This is a genomic window from Pseudomonas sp. Pse1 (assembly GCF_024519635.1).
Taxonomy (GTDB): domain Bacteria; phylum Pseudomonadota; class Gammaproteobacteria; order Pseudomonadales; family Pseudomonadaceae; genus Aquipseudomonas.
This window is the reverse complement of the sequence record NZ_JALJRO010000007.1, coordinates 229558-247480: the sequence shown is the minus strand read 5'-3', so window position 1 is coordinate 247480 and position 17923 is coordinate 229558. Positions and strand designations below refer to the sequence as shown.

Annotated in this window: 12 protein-coding genes; 10 read left to right on the top strand and 2 right to left on the bottom strand. The window is 63.0% G+C overall.

The genetic code is table 11. The features are described 5' to 3' along the window. Positions 1–2: 2 nt before the first annotated feature. Together NR126_RS13335 and NR126_RS13330 are read right to left on the bottom strand one after the other, a co-directional pair. Entirely contained in the window at positions 3–4898 is a 4896-nt protein-coding gene (locus NR126_RS13335) for an NAD-glutamate dehydrogenase (protein ID WP_027616555.1), read from the bottom strand. A gap of 457 nt (positions 4899–5355) precedes the next feature. Further along, positions 5356–6738, bottom strand: coding sequence for a hypothetical protein (locus NR126_RS13330; RefSeq protein ID WP_256830404.1), 1383 nt, complete (start codon positions 6736–6738; stop codon positions 5356–5358). A gap of 295 nt (positions 6739–7033) precedes the next feature. On the opposite strand from NR126_RS13330, the gene NR126_RS13325 reads away from it, so the two are divergent. The 10 genes from NR126_RS13325 to NR126_RS13280 all read left to right on the top strand — a co-directional run bounded on the left by NR126_RS13325 (position 7034) and on the right by NR126_RS13280 (position 17901). Then, positions 7034–7387, top strand: a complete 354-nt coding sequence (locus NR126_RS13325; RefSeq protein ID WP_027616553.1) for a hypothetical protein — start codon at positions 7034–7036, stop codon at positions 7385–7387. Between the two features lie 71 nt (positions 7388–7458). Then, positions 7459–8169, top strand: coding sequence for a FadR/GntR family transcriptional regulator (locus tag NR126_RS13320; RefSeq protein ID WP_027616552.1), 711 nt, complete (start codon positions 7459–7461; stop codon positions 8167–8169). A gap of 104 nt (positions 8170–8273) precedes the next feature. After that, positions 8274–9467 (top strand): L-2-hydroxyglutarate oxidase, encoded by a 1194-nt coding sequence (gene lhgO / locus NR126_RS13315; protein WP_027616551.1) that lies wholly within the window; start codon positions 8274–8276, stop codon positions 9465–9467. Between the two features lie 66 nt (positions 9468–9533). After that, on the top strand, positions 9534–10862 hold the full coding sequence (locus NR126_RS13310) for an MFS transporter (RefSeq protein WP_027616550.1): 1329 nt from the start codon (positions 9534–9536) through the stop codon (positions 10860–10862). Positions 10863–11040: 178 nt separating this feature from the next. Then, positions 11041–12000 carry a MoxR family ATPase gene (locus tag NR126_RS13305; protein ID WP_027616549.1) on the top strand — a complete coding sequence of 320 codons (960 nt, stop codon included), beginning with the start codon at positions 11041–11043 and terminating at the stop codon, positions 11998–12000. A 5-nt stretch (positions 12001–12005) separates the two neighbouring features. Further along, positions 12006–12947, top strand: coding sequence for a DUF58 domain-containing protein (locus tag NR126_RS13300; RefSeq protein WP_027616548.1), 942 nt, complete (start codon positions 12006–12008; stop codon positions 12945–12947). Then, complete coding sequence (locus NR126_RS13295) at positions 12944–13438, top strand: DUF4381 domain-containing protein (RefSeq protein ID WP_027616547.1); 495 nt, start codon at positions 12944–12946, stop codon at positions 13436–13438. Before NR126_RS13300 ends, NR126_RS13295 begins: the two co-directional genes overlap by 4 nt. Further along, positions 13431–14507, top strand: a complete 1077-nt coding sequence (locus NR126_RS13290) for a VWA domain-containing protein (RefSeq protein ID WP_027616546.1) — start codon at positions 13431–13433, stop codon at positions 14505–14507. The genes NR126_RS13295 and NR126_RS13290 overlap by 8 nt, the downstream gene beginning before the upstream one ends. Then, positions 14504–16279: a VWA domain-containing protein gene (locus NR126_RS13285; RefSeq protein ID WP_256830403.1), complete on the top strand. Its 1776-nt coding sequence runs from the start codon at positions 14504–14506 to the stop codon at positions 16277–16279. The genes NR126_RS13290 and NR126_RS13285 overlap by 4 nt, the downstream gene beginning before the upstream one ends. Continuing rightward, on the top strand, positions 16276–17901 hold the full coding sequence (locus NR126_RS13280; RefSeq protein ID WP_256830402.1) for a BatD family protein: 1626 nt from the start codon (positions 16276–16278) through the stop codon (positions 17899–17901). The genes NR126_RS13285 and NR126_RS13280 overlap by 4 nt, the downstream gene beginning before the upstream one ends. The last annotated feature ends 22 nt before the right edge of the window (positions 17902–17923 follow it).

The window sequence follows — 17923 nt, the reverse complement described above, 5'->3', positions numbered from 1 at the left end:
GATCAGGCCGCCGGTTCCAGCTCGGCAACAGCCGAGGCAGGAACCACTGCTTGACCGCTCAGGGCCAGGTCCAGCAGCTCGCGGTTGGCCACTGCATACATGGCGTAGTCGGTGCCGCTGGCGGCACGGATTTCCACCAGCATGGCGCGCCAGCGTTCGAGCATCGCTTCGTGCTGACCCATCCACAGGGCCAGGCGCGCTTCCACGTCCTGGCTGCCATCGCCCTGCTGCAGGACCGAGATGGTGATCGCCCGCTGTTGCCAGTCGACGTCATCGCGGAACGCTTCGCGGGCCAGGGCCTGCCAGTTGTTTTCCACCGGCAAGGCACTGATCTGCTGCAAGTACCAGGTGATGTCCAGCTTCTCGCCGACAGCGAAGTAGGCCTTGGCCACTTCCGCCGGATCCTGACCGGTCACATCGGAGGCTTCGATCACCGGCAGCAGGGTGTACAGGTGCGAGGTACCCGCCACCATCCGTGCCAACAGCTCAGGTACGCCAGCTTCGACGTACGCCTGGTAACGCTTCTGCCAGCCTTCGCGGGTCGGGCCTTCCAGCAGTTCGTCGAGTTTGAGACCCAACTCCTTGAGGTGCGGACCGAAATGCGCGACGTCACGGGCAGCGTTCTGCTCGTTGCGACGGGTACGCAGGAACCAGCGCGTGGCACGACGACCGAGACGCATCAGCTCGTCCATCATCTCCAGTTGCACGTCAGCCGAAACCTTGTAGTCCAGGGCTTCGATCTGACGGAACCAGTGCGGGAGGTGGAAGATGTCACGCACGATCACATAGGCACCGGCCACGTTCGCCGGGGTCATGCCGGTCGACTCTTTGAGTCGCTGCACGAAGGTGATGCCCATGTGGTTGACCAGGTCGTTGGCGATCTGGGTGCTAACAATCTCGCGTTTCAGACGGTGACGGCGCATGGCGGCGGAGAACTTGCTCACCAGGGTCGGCGGGAAAGCGGTTTCCATGTCGCGGGTCAGGTAGTCGTCGTCCGGCACCAGGGAGCCCAACAGCTGCTCCTTGAGGTCGATCTTGCTGTAGGAGATCAGCACCGACAGCTCGGCACGGGTCAGGCCATGGCCTGCCGCAACGCGCTCATTGAGGGCATCTTCGGCCGGCAGGAACTCGATGGCGCGATCCAGCTTGCCGCGACCTTCGAGGTCGTTCATCAGGCGCTTGTACTCGGCAATCCGTGCATAGGCACGACGGGCTGCCAGGGACAGGGCCTGGGTCTGCTTGTAGTTGTTGCCCAACACCAGGCCGCCGACTTCGTCGGTCATGCTCGCCAGCAACTGGTTGCGCTGCTTGTCGGTCATGTCACCGGCCTGCACCACTTCGTTGAGCAGGATCTTGATGTTCACTTCGTGGTCGGAGCAGTCCACGCCACCGGCGTTGTCGATGAAGTCGGTGTTGGAGCCGCCGCCATTGAGGCCGAACTCGACACGACCCAGTTGGGTCATACCGAGGTTACCGCCCTCGCCCACGACCTTGCAGCGCAGTTCGTTGCCGTTCACGCGCAGTGCATCGTTGGCCTTGTCGCCGACATCGGCGTGGCTTTCAGTGCTGGCCTTGACGTAGGTACCGATACCGCCGTTCCACAACAGATCCACTGGCGCCTTGAGCAAGGCATTCAGCAGTTCGGTCGGGGTCAGCTTGTCGGCCTGGATGTCGAAGCGCTCTTTCATCTGCGGGGAAATCGCGATGCTTTTCGCGCTACGGGAGAAGATCCCGCCGCCTTCGGACATGATGCTGGTGTCGTAGTCCGACCAGGCCGAACGCGGCAGGTCAAACAGGCGCTGACGTTCGACGAAGCTGTTGGCAGGCGTAGGATTCGGGTCGATGAAGATGTGCAGGTGGTTGAAGGCAGCGACCAGTTGCAGCTTGTCGGACATCAGCAAGCCGTTACCGAACACGTCACCGGCCATGTCGCCGACGCCCACTACCGTGATGCTGTCTTCCTGGACATTGATGCCGCGCTCGCGGAAGTGACGTTGTACGCCAACCCACGCGCCTTTGGCGGTGATGCCCATTTTCTTGTGGTCGTAACCCGCCGAACCACCCGACGCAAACGCGTCACCCAGCCAGAAGCCGTAGTCGATGGCGATGCCGTTGGCGATGTCGGAGAAAGTTGCAGTGCCCTTGTCCGCCGCTACCACCAGGTACGGGTCGTCATCGTCGTGGCGAACCACGTTCAATGGCGGAACCAGCGCGCCGTCTTTCAGGTTGTCGGTGATGTCCAGCAGACCGGAAATGAAGATGCGGTAGCAGGCGATACCTTCGGCCGCGATCTCGTCACGGCTGCCGCCCAGTGGCAGGCGACGCGGCAGGAAGCCGCCCTTCGCACCCACCGGCACGATCACCGAGTTCTTCACTTGCTGAGCTTTTACCAGGCCGAGGACTTCGGTACGGAAGTCTTCTTCACGGTCGGACCAGCGCAGGCCGCCCCGTGCGACGTTGCCGAAGCGCAGGTGCACGCCTTCAACACGCGGCGAGTAGACGAAGATTTCGAACTTCGGTACCGGCTTCGGCAGCTCTGGAATGGCGTGCGGGTTGAACTTGAAGCTGAAGTACGACTTGTTCTGGCCGTTGGCATCGGTCTGGTAGAAGTTGGTCCGCAGGGTGGCCTTGATCAGGTCCAGGTAGCGACGCAGGATGCGGTCTTCGTTGAGCACCTGGACGTCGTCCAGGGCGGTCAGAATCGCCTGCTCCAAGCGCTGCTGCTTGTCGTCCAGGTCTTCGCTGGTCAGCTTGCGTGCCAGGTAGAAACGGGTCTTGAACAACCGGGTCAATTCGCGAGCGATGTCGGTGTGGTTGTTCAGGGTGCTGGCGATGTAGCCGAGGTCGAAGCCCAGGCGAATCTGCTTCAGGTAACGCGCATAGGCACGCAGCAGCGCAACGTCGCGCCATGGCAGGCCGGCGGTCAGCACCAGGCGGTTGAACGCATCGTTCTCGGCGTCGCCGCGCACGATGTGCACGAACGCATCCTGCAGGGTGTCGTTGAGTTGCTGGATATCCAGGTCCAGGCCTTCGGCAGCGGTGAAGGCGAAATCGTGAATCCAGAACTCGCGGCCATTGGTGTGACGTAGGCGATACGGGAACTCACCGAGCACGCGCAGGCCGAGGTTTTCCAGGATCGGCAAAACGTCGGACAGGGCCAGCGGGGTGTCGGCGTGGTACAGCTTGCAGTGCAGCTCGCGCTGGCCGGAGACTTGGCCCAGCGGCTGGTAGAAGCTCATTACCAGCGGATTTTTTTCGTTGAGGCTCAGCAGGTGCTGCATGTCGACCACCGCCGAATGCGCAGCAAAGCGCTCGCGGTAACCGGCCGGGAAGCCTTTCGGGAAGTCGGCCAGGACATTGGTGCCGTGGGCTTCGCCGAAGCTTTCGACGGTCAGCGCGGCGTAGTCGTCCTGCCAGCTGCGGCAAGCCTGGACCACTTCTTTTTCCAGCAACTGCGTGTCGATGTCGAGGCGGTTTTTCGGGTCGACACGCAGGATCAATTGCACGCGGGCCAGTACCGACTCGGAGAAGAAGGTCCAGAACTCGCAGTCGCTGGCCTTCAGGCGATCCATCAGCACTTGCTGGATCTTCTGCCGCACTTCGGTGGAATAGATGTCGCGTGGCACGTAGGCCAGGCAGTAGCAGAAACGGCCATATGGGTCTTTGCGCAGGAACACGCGAATCTTGTTGCGCTCCTGGATCTGCACGATCGACATCACGGTGCTGAACAGCTCGTCGACCGGGGTCTGGAACAGGTCGTCACGGGGCAGCACTTCGAGGACCTGGGCCAGTTCCTTGCCCAGGTGCGCCTTGGCCTGGAAGCCGGAACGCTGTTCGATCACTTCGACCTTGCGGCGGATGTACGGAATCACCCGCACGCTTTCGCCATACACCGAGGAGGTGTAGAGGCCCATGAAGCGGCATTCCTTGATCACCTTGCCGTCGGCATCGATCTGGCGGATCGACACGTAGTCAGGGTACGCCGGACGGTGCACACGACTCGGGTGCGCGGCCTTGGCGAACGACAGCGGGGTCGCTTCACGCAGGTAATTCACCGCGTAGTCTTCGATGCGCAGGTCTTCGGCGGTGAGGCCGGCGCGCAGCAGCTTGGTCAGGCCAAGGAAGGAATCCTGGTCATATTCGATATGACCGCCCGCCTGGTCTTCACGCACCACAAATTCTTCGTAGCCGAGGAAGGTGAAGTGATTGCCCACCAGCCACTCGAGGAAGCTCTTGATCTCGCCCTTCTCGTCAGCGGCGATGGCGAACTGGCTGTTGTCGACGCTGTCGATCAGCGCCTGGACCTTGGCCTTCATCGGCTCGAAATCAGCAACGGCAACCCGCACTTCACCGAGCACCTGCTCCAGTTCCTTGCTCAACACGTTGAGTTCGGCGGCATTGGCGCAGCGGTCGATTTCCAGGTACATCAGCGATTCTTGCAGAATGCCTTCGCCCTGGGTGCCTTTGGGCAGGATTTCCAGCAACTCGCCCTTGGCACCGCGACGCACGCTGAGCACGGTGGTCTGCAGGGTGTGGATGCTGTAGCCGCGACGGTTCAGCTCGGTGCGTACCGAGTCGACCAGAAACGGCAGGTCATGGTGCAGGACTTCAACCGCGGTGTGGGTCGACTGCCAGCCGTGGCGTTCGTAGTCAGGGTTGTAAACGCGCACTTGCGGTTGCGCATGATCGAAACGCTCAAGCAGGCGCCAGGCGGAAAGCGTGCAGCCGGCGAGGTCGGACAACCGGCGCTGAGTCAGTTCATCAAGAGAAATAATGCCGAAGAATTGTTCAGCGAACAGCGCCACTTGTGGCAGTGCCTGTTCACTGATGTGCTGCGCCAGTGCCGCTTGCAGTTGGTGCTGGAAGTCGGCTTTGCTGGCTGCGGTGAAGAACGCCATCTGTGGTACTCCGCTAGGGCTTGTTATTGATGGAAGCTCGCGTGCAAAACCCCTTTCGGGGCGCTGCGTCACCCTGGTCCTGAAACTCGGGCAGAGGTCGACAGGGTGACAGGTGGGTGAAGCTGGACGCGGCGTTCGCGTCACATTCACGTGTCACGATGGGCATCTGCAAAAACGACTGCCCGCCATCGGGCAATGCCTTTACAGGTGTCCATCCGTTGCGCAGCTTAACGAGAGCGGCAAGACCCGTGCTTGCGATGCTGCGACATATTCGGTCATCGGTACGCTGCTGCGCGGCGCTGCATCGAACAACACTAGCAGGCGATAGTGGAAATGGCGGCTTTATGCCTGGTTTTTCCGGCGTGGCGTACCGGAAATGACTGGTTTGCCCAGACGCGTTCACGACATATTTTTTGACATTTGAGTCAGGCTCAGCGGCCCATTGCCCTTGAAAAAATCAATCGATTACCTCGTAAACCGCCTGAAACCGACTCAGGGTGCCGCAGTCGTAACACAGGGTTTCCACTTGCACCTTGTCCATCCGCAGATCGACATTGCTCGAGTCGCACTCGCGACAGAACAGCTCCATCCCTGACTCGTCCTCGCTGGCGAGAGAGAAAAAGCGCGGCAGCAGTTCTTCTTTCCAATAACGCCCTGGGGATTTTGAATAGCCAGCACTGCTGTCCTTGAGCACCACGTCATACAGCAGTCGATGCAACGCCGAGCGCGGGACGCGGGCATCACGACTGACGGGGTTGCGCCAGCCCTCTTCCAGTGCACGCTGCGCAGTGTTCAACATCCGGTTGGGAATCGTATTGGCGGCGTGGTTTTTGCCCTTGGCGTTGCCGGTCGCATGAAAATGCACGGCATTTTTTACTGCCAGCTTGGCGAAGTAGTGGATTTCGCTGACCGAAAAGTCCTGCAACAGCTGCCCCAGCACCAATTCGGCCTTGTGCTCGGCGCTGAAGTGAAAGTCCACTTCGCTGGCCAGAACCCGGATGTAGCTCAGGGATTCGGCACGGGCAAGGCTGAACAGCAAGCCGTGCAGCTCTGCCTTGCAGGCTTGTGCCACGCTGCCGGACAAGTCTTGATAAAGCGCCTGGTACAGTTCCTCGCAGCTACTCCGCGGCCCCGCTGCAAACGCCAGATTGGGCTGCCAGCGCACTGCGCCGTAATGCTGAATGCGGTAGTCCGCCGTCCGTTCGAAAGCTTTGATCGCCGAGCCGGCATCCACCCGCAACACCCCACACTCATGGAGGTTTCTCAGCAAGTCTTCGGCACTTTCGACACTGCTCGCCAGTGGTTCGTTACGCGATGGCGCGTCGAGGGGCGCGATACTTTCGCAGGCCGGCTCACCCCCTTCGAGCAAAGCCAGCAGCGTCAATTTCTGCACGAAACCAAGACTGGCGTAGGCAATTGGCTGGCTTTCCAGCGGGTAGTGCTTGAGCAACGCTTCGCGATCGCGCACGGCCTGGGTGGCCAGTTCCTGCTGGTGGGCCTGATAACAACGAGTGCACCTGCAGGAACTGCGCCTGCCGTAGTGCCCGAGCGGCAGATGGCGGTGCTCGCAACGCACACATTGATAGGTCGGCCGCTGGGAGGCCGGGGTGCCGCGGGCGTGTCGCCTGGCCCACATCGGCAGGTCGCAGTAGGGGCATTTCAAATCTTTGCTGAGCAACGGCGGCAAGACCTTGAGCACACTGCGCACCGTCAGCGGGATCTTGTACTCGGCCAGCAGAGCGCTGGTTTTCTCGCCGGCCAAGTAGCGCTGGTAAAGGTGTTCAATAGCCTCTTCATCGAGGTGCCTGACTTCGGCCAACAGTTCGAAATATTGATTCATTGCAGAGGTTCCTTATTCAATCGGACAACCCCGTCCTCCTTGACATGGGAGCCGAGAAAGTAGAGGCAAAAACCACTGAAAAACAATCAATAAGTGCCGAACTCCATGATTTTCCTACGCCCTCCTATTCTCCTACCGGCCCTGCGGAAATATCGCTGATCGTTAATACCCACCCCCTTCGGAAAAGACCTACATAGTCGCTCGTCGATCTCCAACTCTGGAAAAACCAGCGCAGCAAAAAATGCCCAAGGCTGGCAAAATCCCCCTTTGCCCGCCCAGCACCAGGACTAGCTTGATGAAAATGACCACCGCCCACCTGATCGCCAACCCCTGCGATGACGAAGAAGACAACCTGGCCATGCTCTGCTGCCACAGCGATCAGGGCGAGATGTTCCTGATGACCCGCTATCCGGATGAAGACGAACTGGAGATCACCCTCGACGGCGAGCCTTCGACCCTGGACGGCGTCAAGGTCACTTTCAGCGCGACCCGCCTGCTGCTGGAAATCGCTGCGGCAGACGCCGATGCATTGAATGGCGCCGATCACCTGGAGATTCTCCACAGCACCGCGGCCGCCGATTTGGCCGAGGTCGAGCAAACCCTGCAGAACATCCTCAAGGGCACTGGCACCTACGTCAGCGAGCTGTGAGCCGGCGCTGATTTCTTGACAAGCCATCAGCCTACGGGCATTGTCTGACAACCTGACTTGCGAGCCACCCCATGTTGCAGCTACAACGCCCCGATACGCTGGTCGAACGCGTGGTCAACGCCATCCGCGAAGAAATCGAATCCGGACGCCTGACCGCTGAATCGCGCCTGCCCACCGAGCAACAACTGACCGAGCAACTCAACGTCAGCCGCTCCGTGGTGCGCGAGGCCGTGGCGCAGCTCAAGGCCGATGGCATCCTCATCAGCCGGCGGGGCCTGGGCTCGTTCATCTCGCAAAACCCCAACGGCAGCGTGTTCCGCTTCCCCAGCACCAAGGGCCGTACGCCGGACCTGGTGCAGATGTTCGAAATGCGCCTGTGGATCGAGACCCAGGCCGCGTCCATCGCGGCTCAGCGGCGTGACGAAGCAGACCTGCTGCGCATGCGTACGGCCCTGCAGGAAATGCACGATCGCCGTAGCGATTTCGCCGCCGCTGCACTGGCCGACGTCGAGTTTCACCGGGCCATTGCCGACGCCAGCAAGAATGACTACTTCGTTGCCTTCCACGACTTTCTGCGCGGCCAACTGGCCGAGGCGCGTCGCACTGCGTGGGAAAACTCCGCAGCTCACTCGGTAGGCGGCTCGGCCGACGCCGGGCGCGAACACCAGGCGTTGTATGAAGCCATCGCCGGTGGCGACCGCCAACAAGCCGCTGCCTGCGCTGAAGCACACCTGCGGGCCTCGGCCCAGCGCTTGAAAATCGACCTGCCCAGCATCGACTGAAACATCGCATCACAGGCGCCGCTTGCCGGCGCTTTTATTTGAAGTACTTTGTCTGACAACCTGATAAGCAGACTCTCTGCCACGCAATCCAAGGTGACACCTGCATGATCTACGACTACTGCATTATCGGCGGCGGCATCGTCGGCCTCGCCACCGCCATGGCCCTGCTGGAGCGACAGCCTGGCGCGTCGCTGCTGATCCTGGAGAAGGAAAACGTCCTCGCCCGGCACCAGACCGGCCACAACAGCGGCGTGATCCATGCCGGCATCTACTACGCGCCGGGCAGCCTCAAGGCCGATCTGTGCAAGCGTGGCGCCCAGGCGACGAAGGACTTCTGCACCGAACACAAAATCAAGTTTGAGGTCTGTGGCAAGCTGCTGGTGGCCTCGACGCCGCTGGAAGTCGAGCGCATGCATGCCCTGCATGAGCGCTCGAAGCAGAACGGCCTGAAGGTCGAACAGCTGGACGCCACTGAACTGCGTCGCCGCGAGCCGAATATCGTCGGCCTCGGCGGCTTGTTCCTCGATGCCACCGGGATCGTCGATTACAAACAGGTGTGCCAGGCCATGGCCCGGGTGATCGAAGCCGCAGGCGGCGAAATCTGCCTGCAGACCACCATCACCGCGATCCAGGAAAGCGCCGATCAGGTCACCATCAGCAGCCATGACCGCGTGTGGCAAGCCCGGCAACTGGTGGCCTGCGCCGGCCTGCAGTCCGATCGACTGGCGGCCATGGCCGGGGTCAAAATCGATCACCAGATCATTCCGTTTCGCGGCGAATACTTCCGCCTGCCCGCCAGCAAGAACCAGATCGTCAATCACCTGATCTACCCGATCCCCGACCCGGAACTGCCGTTCCTCGGCGTGCACCTGACGCGGATGATCGACGGCAGCGTCACCGTCGGCCCCAACGCCGTACTGGGCCTGGGCCGGGAGAACTACAACAAGTTTTCGATCAACTGGCGCGACGTCGCCGAGTACGCGCGCTTCCCCGGTTTCTGGAAAACCATCTGGAACAATCTCGGTTCCGGCACCACGGAAATGAAGAACTCCCTGTTCAAGCGCGGCTACCTGGAACAGTGCCGCAAGTACTGCCCATCACTGCAAGTCGACGACCTGCTGCCGTACGAGGCCGGGATCCGCGCCCAGGCGGTGATGCGCGACGGCACCCTGGTCCACGACTTCCTGTTCGCCGAGACCCCACGCATGGTCCACGTCTGCAACGCCCCCTCGCCGGCCGCGACCTCGGCCATTCCCATCGGCCAGATGATTGCCCAGAGGATCTTCAACGCCCGCTGAACCCTGCTGCACGGGTGCCCGACACCCACTTGAAAATAACTACAAAGACCCACAAGGAACTCTCTGATGTCGGTACATCACGCGGCTCCGACCGCCCACGAAACTCCGCAACAAAAGCAAAAACGCCTGCGCAAGGTCGCGGCGGCGACGATTTTCGGCTCGATGCTGGAGTGGTACGACTTTTACCTGTACGCCACCATGGCGGCGATCGTGTTCTCGAAGATTTTCTTCGACCCCAGCAACCCTGCCGTTGCCTCGTTGCTGGCGTTCTCGACCTTCGCCATTGGCTTTATCGCCCGCCCGTTTGGCGGCATTCTGTTCGGCTACCTGGGTGACCGCTTCGGTCGCAAACAGGTGCTGGTGATCACCTTCTGCATGATGGGCGTGTGCACCACGTTGATAGGCCTGATCCCCAGCTATGCCTCGATCGGCATCTGGGCGCCGATCATTCTGGTCTTCGTGCGGATCATCCAGGGCCTGGGGGCCGGCGCCGAACTGTCCGGCGCGGCGGTGACCTCCTACGAGCACGCCAGTGAAGGCAAGCGCGGCAGCCAGGGTGCCTGGCCGGCGCTAGGGCTCAACCTAGGCCTGCTGCTGTCGTCACTGACGGTCTATGCCCTGACCATGAACGGCAACGATTTCCTGCTGGCCGGCGGCTGGCGCATCCCGTTCATCTGCAGCATCGTGCTGGTGGGTGTCGGCCTGTGGGTGCGTCGCAGCATCCCGGAAACTCCGCAGTTCGAGAAACTCGACAGCACCCCGGAAAAACCCCAGGTGTCACCGCTCAAGCTGCTGTTCAAAAACGATCTGAAGGGCCTGGCCGTGGTGCTGTTCGTCGCCATCGGCTACAACGCCCTGAGCTACATTTTCAAGACCTTCTCCCTGGCCTATCTGACCCAGTTCAAGGGCGTCGAAGCCCATGTCACCTCGCTGTCGGTGACCATTGCCAGCCTGGTGGCGATTGTCGCGGTGCCGTGCTTCGGCTGGCTGTGTGACAAATGGAGCAGCAAGCAGGTGTTGATGCTCGGTGGCGTGCTGTCGGCGCTGTTTGCCTACCCGTTCCTGAGCCTGCTGAACACCGGCGAGCCGATGATGATTTACCTGGCCATCGCCATCGGCACCGGGATCCTCGCGCCGATGATGTTTGCCCCTCAGGGTTCGTTCCTCAGCCGCCAGTTCCCGACGCAGACCCGCTCTTCGGGTTTCGGCACCGGGCGCGAAATCGGCACGGCGATTGCCGGTGGCCTCGCGCCCCTCGGCGGCCTCGCTCTGGTGGCCAACTCGGCGACCCACTCCACCGACGGCGTGGGCTTGATCCTGCTGATTTCCGGGGTGCTGGTGGTGGTATTCGCGTTTTTTGACCAGGGCCGCAAGCACTCCAGCTTCAAGAACTGACTCGCCGCACCTGCGCGGGAGCCCGCCAATGGGCTCTCGCCGACCGCCGCAATGGCGTTTATTTGCAGATTTTGCCCGGTGCCGTTAGTCGCCGAGGGCCCGGATAGATTAAAGTAGCAGCCCCCGACCGGGCGCGTTACGGCAAGACAGCCCGGCCCTCTTCCAGGAACACACGACGATGGAACACCGTGAAGCGCTGCTGGCGCTGCGAACCTTTCTCTCCGCGCAGATTCTCGGCCAGGAAAAGCTCATCGAGCGTTTGCTGATTGCCCTGCTCGCCGACGGCCACATGCTGGTCGAAGGCGCACCGGGCCTGGCCAAGACCAAGGCCATCAAGGAGTTGGCCGAAGGCATCGAAGCGCAGTTCCATCGCATCCAGTTCACCCCCGACCTGCTGCCCGCCGACATCACCGGTACGGAAATCTATCGTCCGGAAACCGGCAGCTTCGTGTTCCAGCAAGGGCCGATCTTCCACAACCTGGTGCTGGCCGACGAAATCAACCGCGCACCGGCCAAGGTCCAGTCGGCCTTGCTCGAAGCCATGGCCGAACGTCAGGTCAGCGTCGGGCGCAGTACCTATGACCTGTCGCCACTGTTCCTGGTGATGGCCACGCAGAACCCGATCGAGCAGGAAGGCACCTACCCGCTGCCCGAAGCCCAGCTCGACCGCTTTCTGATGCACGTGAAAATCGGCTTTCCGGATGCGGCAGTTGAACGGCGGATCCTGCAACAGGCCCGTGGTGAAGCGCTGAATGGCGAAACCAAACCGGAACGCCGGGTCAGCCAGCAGGCGATTTTTGCCGCACGCAAGGAAATCCTCGGCCTGTACATGGCCGACGCCGTGGAGGAATACCTGGTGCAACTGGTCATGGCCACGCGCACGCCGGGCAAGTTCGACCCGGAGATGGCCGAGTGGATCGCCTACGGCGCCAGCCCCCGGGGCTCGATTGCCCTCGATCGCTGCGCACGGGCCCATGCCTGGCTGGCCGGGCGCGATTTTGTCAGCCCCGAGGACATCCAGGCGGTGCTGTTCGACGTGTTGCGTCACCGCATCATTCTGTCCTTCGAAGCCGAAGCCGCCGGGATCGACCAGGATCGGGTGGTCCAGCGGATTCTCGACGTCGTCGCTGTCGCTTGAGCCCGATGAACACACCGCCCGCGGAACCCGGCATGCGCGTCAGCCTCTCGGAACTGATCGAGATGCGCCATCGCGTGCGCGAAGTGCAGCTGTTTTCCACCCCCAGCCAGCGCAGCCCGTTGATTGGCCTGCACCACTCCAAGCTGCGCGGTCGCGGTGTCGACTTCGATCAGGTGCGGGTCTATCAGGCCGGCGACGACGTGCGCACCATCGATTGGCGGGTGACCGCACGCACCCAGGAACCCCACACCAAACTCTTTCATGAAGAGCGCGAACGGCCGATCTTCATCATGGTCGAGCAAAGCCGCCGGCTGTTTTTCGGCTCGGGGCTGATGTTCAAATCGGTGATCGCCGCCCAGGCTGCGAGCCTGATCGGCTGGGCCGCCCTGGGGCATAACGACCGGGTGGGCGGGCTGGTCTACGGCGACAACGAGCACTACGAAATCAAGCCGCGACGCAGCAAGCAGAGCCTGTTGCAACTGCTCAACCGCCTGGTGCGGGTCAACCAGTCGCTCAACACCGAGAGCGAACCGGCTGCCGACGACCTTGGCCTGGCCCTGCGCCGCGCTCGGGAGGTGCTGCGTCCAGGCAGCCTGGTGATCGTGATTTGCGACGAGCGCGCCCTGTCGGATGGTGCCGAGCAACAACTTAGCCTGCTGTCGCGGCATTGCGACCTGTTGTTGCTGCCGCTCTCCGATCCACTGGACCACGCCCTGCCCGCCGCCGGCCTGCTGCGCTTTGCCGAACGTGGCGCGCAACTGGAACTCGACACCCTGAATTTCGAGTTGCGCCAAGCCTATCGCGCCCAGGCCGAAGCCCGTATTGCCCGCTGGGAGTTGCTGGCGCAAAAGCTGCGGGTGCTGCTGATGCCCTTGAGCACGCAGAGCGAAATGGTCGAGCAACTGCGCGAGTACCTGAACCCGCAACGCCCGGTCAAAAGCCAATGAACGGCCTCGAGCAACTGCAACCGCTGATGAGCCCGCCGCCCATCCCGTTCTGGCCGCCGGCGCCCGGCTGGTGGCTGCTGCTGATCCTGTTGCCGCTGCTCGGCTTCGGCCTGTGGAAACTGCGGCGGTTTATCCCGATCAAGCGGCGCGTGGTGCGCGCCGAACAGCCGCTGGACCCGTTGCGGGTGGCGGCCTTGGCGGAGCTGGCACAGATGCCCAAACCCTACGACGGTGCGCCCGCCGGGGCCTGGCTGCAGCAACTCAACGGCCTGCTCAAGCGCCTGTGCCGCAATGACTATCCCTACAGCCAGAGCCACACCCTCAATGGCCGCAAGTGGCTGGCCTTCCTCGATAATCGCTGCCCGGCAGCGGGCCTGACGCGCTGGATGATCCTGGTTGAGGGCGCCTACAAGCCGGAATGCAAACTCGATGACAAGGCCATCGCCGGCCTGACCCAGGCCGTCGACACCTGGATCCGCAAACATGTTTGAATTCGCCTGGCCGTGGATCTTCGCCTTGCTGCCGCTGCCGTGGCTGATGCGCATCCTGCTGCCCGCCGCCGACAGTGGCGAGCCGGCGCTCAAGGTCAGTTTCCTCGGCGACCTTGAACAGCTCGCCCGCCGTCGTGCCAGGGCCAATCTGCCGACCTGGCGTCAGCAGGCGCCATTCATCCTGCTCTGGCTCCTGCTGCTGACGGCTGCCGCTCGTCCGCAATGGCTCGGCGAACCACTGCCGATTGCCGCCAGCGGTCGCGACTTGCTGGTGGCGGTAGATGTCTCGGGTTCGATGGATTTTCCCGACATGCAGTGGCAAGGCGAAGACGTCAGCCGCCTGACCCTGGTCCAGCACCTGCTGGGCGATTTTCTGGAACAGCGCGACGGTGACCGCGTGGGTCTGATCCTGTTCGGCAGCCAGGCCTACCTGCAGGCGCCGCTGACCTTCGACCGGCGCACCGTGCGCATCTGGCTCGATGAAGCGCGGATCGGCATCGCCGGCAAAAACACCGCCATTGGTGATGCCATCGGCCTCGCGCTGAAGCGCTTGCGCCAGCGTCCGGCACAGAGCCGGGTGCTGGTTCTGGTCACCGACGGCGCCAACAACGGCGGCGAAATCGCGCCGCTGACGGCGGCCAGGCTGGCGGCCGAGGAAGGCGTGAAGATATACCCGATTGGTATCGGCGCCGATCCCGAGCAGAGCGGTTCCCTGGGTTTTCTCGGCGTCAACCCGAGCCTGGATCTTGATGAGCCGGCACTCAAGGACATCGCCGAGGTCACCGGCGGCCGCTACTTCCGCGCCCGCGACGGCGCCGAGCTGGAAGAGATCCGCCAGACCCTCGATCAACTGGAACCGGTCAACCAACAGCCGACCCAGGCCCGTCCGGCACAGGCCCTGTATAGCTGGCCGCTGGCCGCCGCGCTGCTGATGAGCCTGTTGCTGGTGGTGCGCGAGCGCTGGCCGAACAACCCGGTGCAACGCCTGCTCAGCCGCTCGCATTTCCTCCAGCAACACCCTGACTGGCGCGAACGCCTGAAACGCCTACGGCTGCGGAGGCGTCGATGATCGATCTCTGGCCCCATTGGTTCCGTCCGTTCTGGCTGCTGTTGCTGCCGCTGCTCGGCTGGCTGCTGTGGCAACTCTGGCACCGGCAAAAGCGCGCCGGGCGCTGGCAGATGATCCTGCCGCCAGCCTTTCACGCAGCCCTGCTGCAGGGCGGCAGTGGCCGCGAAAGCAAGGCGCCGTGGATTGTCCTCGGCCTGGCCTGGCTCCTGGCGCTGCTGGCATTGCTTGGTCCTGGCTGGGATCGGGTCGAGCAAACCGCGCAAAAACCCGCCGATCCGCTGGTGGTGCTGCTCGAACTGACCCCGGAAATGCTCGCCACCGATGTTGCGCCGACGCGCCTGGAACAAGCGCGGCGCAAGCTGCTCGACCTGCTGCAGAGCCGCAGCGACGCGCAGACTGCGATTGTCGTGTACGCCGGCAGCGCCCACACCCTGGTGCCGCTGTCGGATGACCTGGCCACCAGCCGTAACCTGCTCGAAGCCCTCAAGCCCTCGATCATGCCCGAGGCCGGGCACCGTGCCGACCTCGCCGTGGCCAAGGCGCTGACCCTGCTCGAACGCGGCGCCCTCGGCCAGGGACGGATCCTGCTGATTGGCTCGTCCCTCAGCGAGCAGGAACGCCTGGGCATTCGCCAGGCTTTGCGCGGTCAGGCACCACAGTGGTTAATGTTGGGTATCGGCACCGCTCAAGGCGCACCGGTCACCGCCGAAGACGGCAGCTTTCTCAAGGATGCCCAGGGCGCCATTCTCGTGCCGCGCCTCGACAGCCCGAGCCTTAAGGCCTTCGCCAATGAACTGAGCGGGCGCTATCGCCAGGCCCGGGTCGACGACAGCGACCTGCGCGGCCTCGGCCTGTTCGATGCCCCCCACAGCGTGCGCGAGGATGGCCAGACCCTGCGCCTGGACACCTGGGCCGACCAGGGTTACTGGCTGTTGCTGCCACTGTTGCTGCTGGCGGCATGCGCCGGGCGGCGTGGCTGGCTGCTGTGCCTGCCGTTGTTGTGCCTGCTGCCGCAACCGAGCTACGCCTTCGAATTCAACGACCTGTGGCTGCGCGCCGATCAGCAGGGCCTGCGCCTGCTCAAGGAAAAACAACCGCTGGCCGCCGCCGAGCACTTCGCAGATCCGCAATGGCAAGGTGTGGCACTCTATGAGGCCGGCCAGTATGCGGCGGCCGCCGAGCGCTTCGCCCAGGGCAGCGACGCCCGCGCCCACTACAATCGCGGTAATGCGCTGGCCCGCAGCGGCGAACTGGAGGCTGCCCTGGACGCCTACGATCAGGCCCTGGAATTGCAACCCGACCTGCGTCCGGCGCTGACCAACAAAGCCCTGGTCGAGGCCCTGCTCAAGCAGAGCAAGCCGCAACCGCCCGCTGAGGAGCCGCCGGCCGAAGAGCAGCCTGCGCAAACCGCCGAGCAAGCCACGCCACCCGGCCCGACCAGCGAAGCGCCCGGCAGTGAAACACCGCCGCACGAGGGTCAGACCGAGCCTGGCGAGCCAGCCGTCGCCCACGAGAGCGACACCCCGGCGGATCAACCCGGCGCAACCGACAAGCCACCGCAGCCGGGCAATAATGAAGTCCCCGGCAGTGAATTGGGCGACGAGCAGACCACCGTGCCGCCGATCAGCGACGCCGATGTCGACCTCGATGGCGAACACCGCGAAGCTCTTGAACAATGGTTGCGCAAGATCCCCGATCAACCGGGTGAACTGCTCAGGCGCAAATTCTGGTACGAACAGCAGCAACATCAGGATCAGGGAAAAACTCGATGACCCGCTTCACCGCATTCTCGCTCGGCCTGCTGCTCTGGACTATCAATGCCCAGGCTGCCGGGCTGGGCGCCAGCGTCGATCGCAGCCAGCTGAGCGCCGGCGAAACGGTCGAGCTGACTCTGGAATCCAGCGATGTCACACTGTTTGGCAAGCCCGACCTGAGCAGCCTCGACCCGCTGTTCGAGGTGCGTGGCACGCGCCAGGTCAATCAACCCACGACCCTCAATGGCGAAACCCAGGCCACCACCCGCTGGATCATCACCCTGCTGCCCAAACAGACCGGGACCGTGGTCATTCCAGCGCTGCAACTGGGGGAATTCAGCAGCGAACCGATCGAACTGCAAGTCGCCCCCGAGCAGGCTCAGGAGACCCCGAGCACCCTGACGCCGGTGTTCATCGAAGCCAGTATCGACCAGGACAGCGTGTACGTGCAGGCCCAGGCCATCCTGACCTTGCGCATCTACCACTCGGTGTCGCTGTACGATGACAGCAGTGTCACGCCCTTGCAGATGGCCGATGCCCGCGTCGAACAGCTGGGCGAGTCGCGCACCTATGAAAAACTGATCAACGACGTGCGTCATGGCGTGATCGAAGTACGCTATGCGATCTATCCGCAACACAGCGGCGTGCTGAACATTCCATCCCAGGTGTTCACCGCGACCCTGGTCGACACCCAGTCCGGCCAGGCGCCGAAGTCGGGTAAGTTGCTGCGCATCACTTCCGCCGAAGCCCGCCTCAACGTCAAGGCCAAGCCGGCTGACTATCCAGCCGACACCCCGTGGTTGCCGGCGCGCAGCCTGACCCTGGGCGAGAACTGGAGCCCGGAACCTGACCGCAGCCAGGTCGGCGATTCGCTGACCCGCAGCCTGACCCTCAAGGCCGAAGGCCTGGCCAGTTCGCAATTGCCGCCCTTGCCGGCGACTGACGTCAATGGCCTGCGGCGTTATCCCGACCAGCCACAAATGAGCAACCAGAACACTGATCATGGCTTGATCGGCAGCCGTGAAGACCGCGAAGCGCTGGTGCCGACCCGCAGCGGCACTATCGAGTTGCCGGCGGTGGAAGTGGTCTGGTGGAACACCCAGGAAGATCACCTGGAGCGCAGCAGCCTGCCGGCGCGCACCCTGCACATCCTCAACAACCCAAGCCTGATGGTGGACACGCCAGCGGGTAACGCCACCGCGCAAAACGCGGTGGACAGCGAGGAACTCTGGTACTGGAAACTCGCCACGTTGATCCTCGCCTGCACCACCGCACTGGGCTTCGGCCTTTGGTGGCGAGCGCGCTGGCAACCGGCGATCCTGCGCGCCGCGCAAACCGGCCCGAGCCCGCGCACGGTGCTCGACGACCTCAAGCGCGCCAGCCTGGCCAACGACCCGCAAGCCACCCGCCAGGCCCTCGACGCCTGGGCCCGTCAACAACCGGAAACCCTGGCCGACATGGCCGCGCGCTTCGTGCCATTGTCCGATGCGCTGGATGGCCTGAACGGCGCGCTGTACAGCGAAAGCGGGCAGTATTGGCAAGGCGAAGAGCTGTGGCGCGCAATCCGCGCCATCCCCACCGCCGAAGGGGTCCAGGCGCCACAGGGCGACAGCAGTTTGCCGCCGCTTTATCCCAAATAATCACCGCCACCCTGACAATCTT

Bases quoted from the DNA above. Each gene is read 5' to 3' on its own strand.
- NR126_RS13320 (WP_027616552.1), top strand. From the start codon at position 7,459: ATGTTGCAGCTACAACGCCCCGATACGCTGGTCGAACGCGTGGTCAAC.
- NR126_RS13295 (WP_027616547.1), top strand. From the start codon at position 12,944: ATGAACGGCCTCGAGCAACTGCAACCGCTGATGAGCCCGCCGCCCATC.
- NR126_RS13300 (WP_027616548.1), top strand. From the start codon at position 12,006: ATGAACACACCGCCCGCGGAACCCGGCATGCGCGTCAGCCTCTCGGAA.
- NR126_RS13310 (WP_027616550.1), top strand. From the start codon at position 9,534: ATGTCGGTACATCACGCGGCTCCGACCGCCCACGAAACTCCGCAACAA.
- NR126_RS13290 (WP_027616546.1), top strand. From the start codon at position 13,431: ATGTTTGAATTCGCCTGGCCGTGGATCTTCGCCTTGCTGCCGCTGCCG.
- NR126_RS13285 (WP_256830403.1), top strand. From the start codon at position 14,504: ATGATCGATCTCTGGCCCCATTGGTTCCGTCCGTTCTGGCTGCTGTTG.
- NR126_RS13330 (WP_256830404.1), bottom strand. From the start codon at position 6,738: ATGAATCAATATTTCGAACTGTTGGCCGAAGTCAGGCACCTCGATGAA.
- NR126_RS13335 (WP_027616555.1), bottom strand. From the start codon at position 4,898: ATGGCGTTCTTCACCGCAGCCAGCAAAGCCGACTTCCAGCACCAACTG.
- lhgO (WP_027616551.1), top strand. From the start codon at position 8,274: ATGATCTACGACTACTGCATTATCGGCGGCGGCATCGTCGGCCTCGCC.
- NR126_RS13325 (WP_027616553.1), top strand. From the start codon at position 7,034: ATGAAAATGACCACCGCCCACCTGATCGCCAACCCCTGCGATGACGAA.
- NR126_RS13280 (WP_256830402.1), top strand. From the start codon at position 16,276: ATGACCCGCTTCACCGCATTCTCGCTCGGCCTGCTGCTCTGGACTATC.
- NR126_RS13305 (WP_027616549.1), top strand. From the start codon at position 11,041: ATGGAACACCGTGAAGCGCTGCTGGCGCTGCGAACCTTTCTCTCCGCG.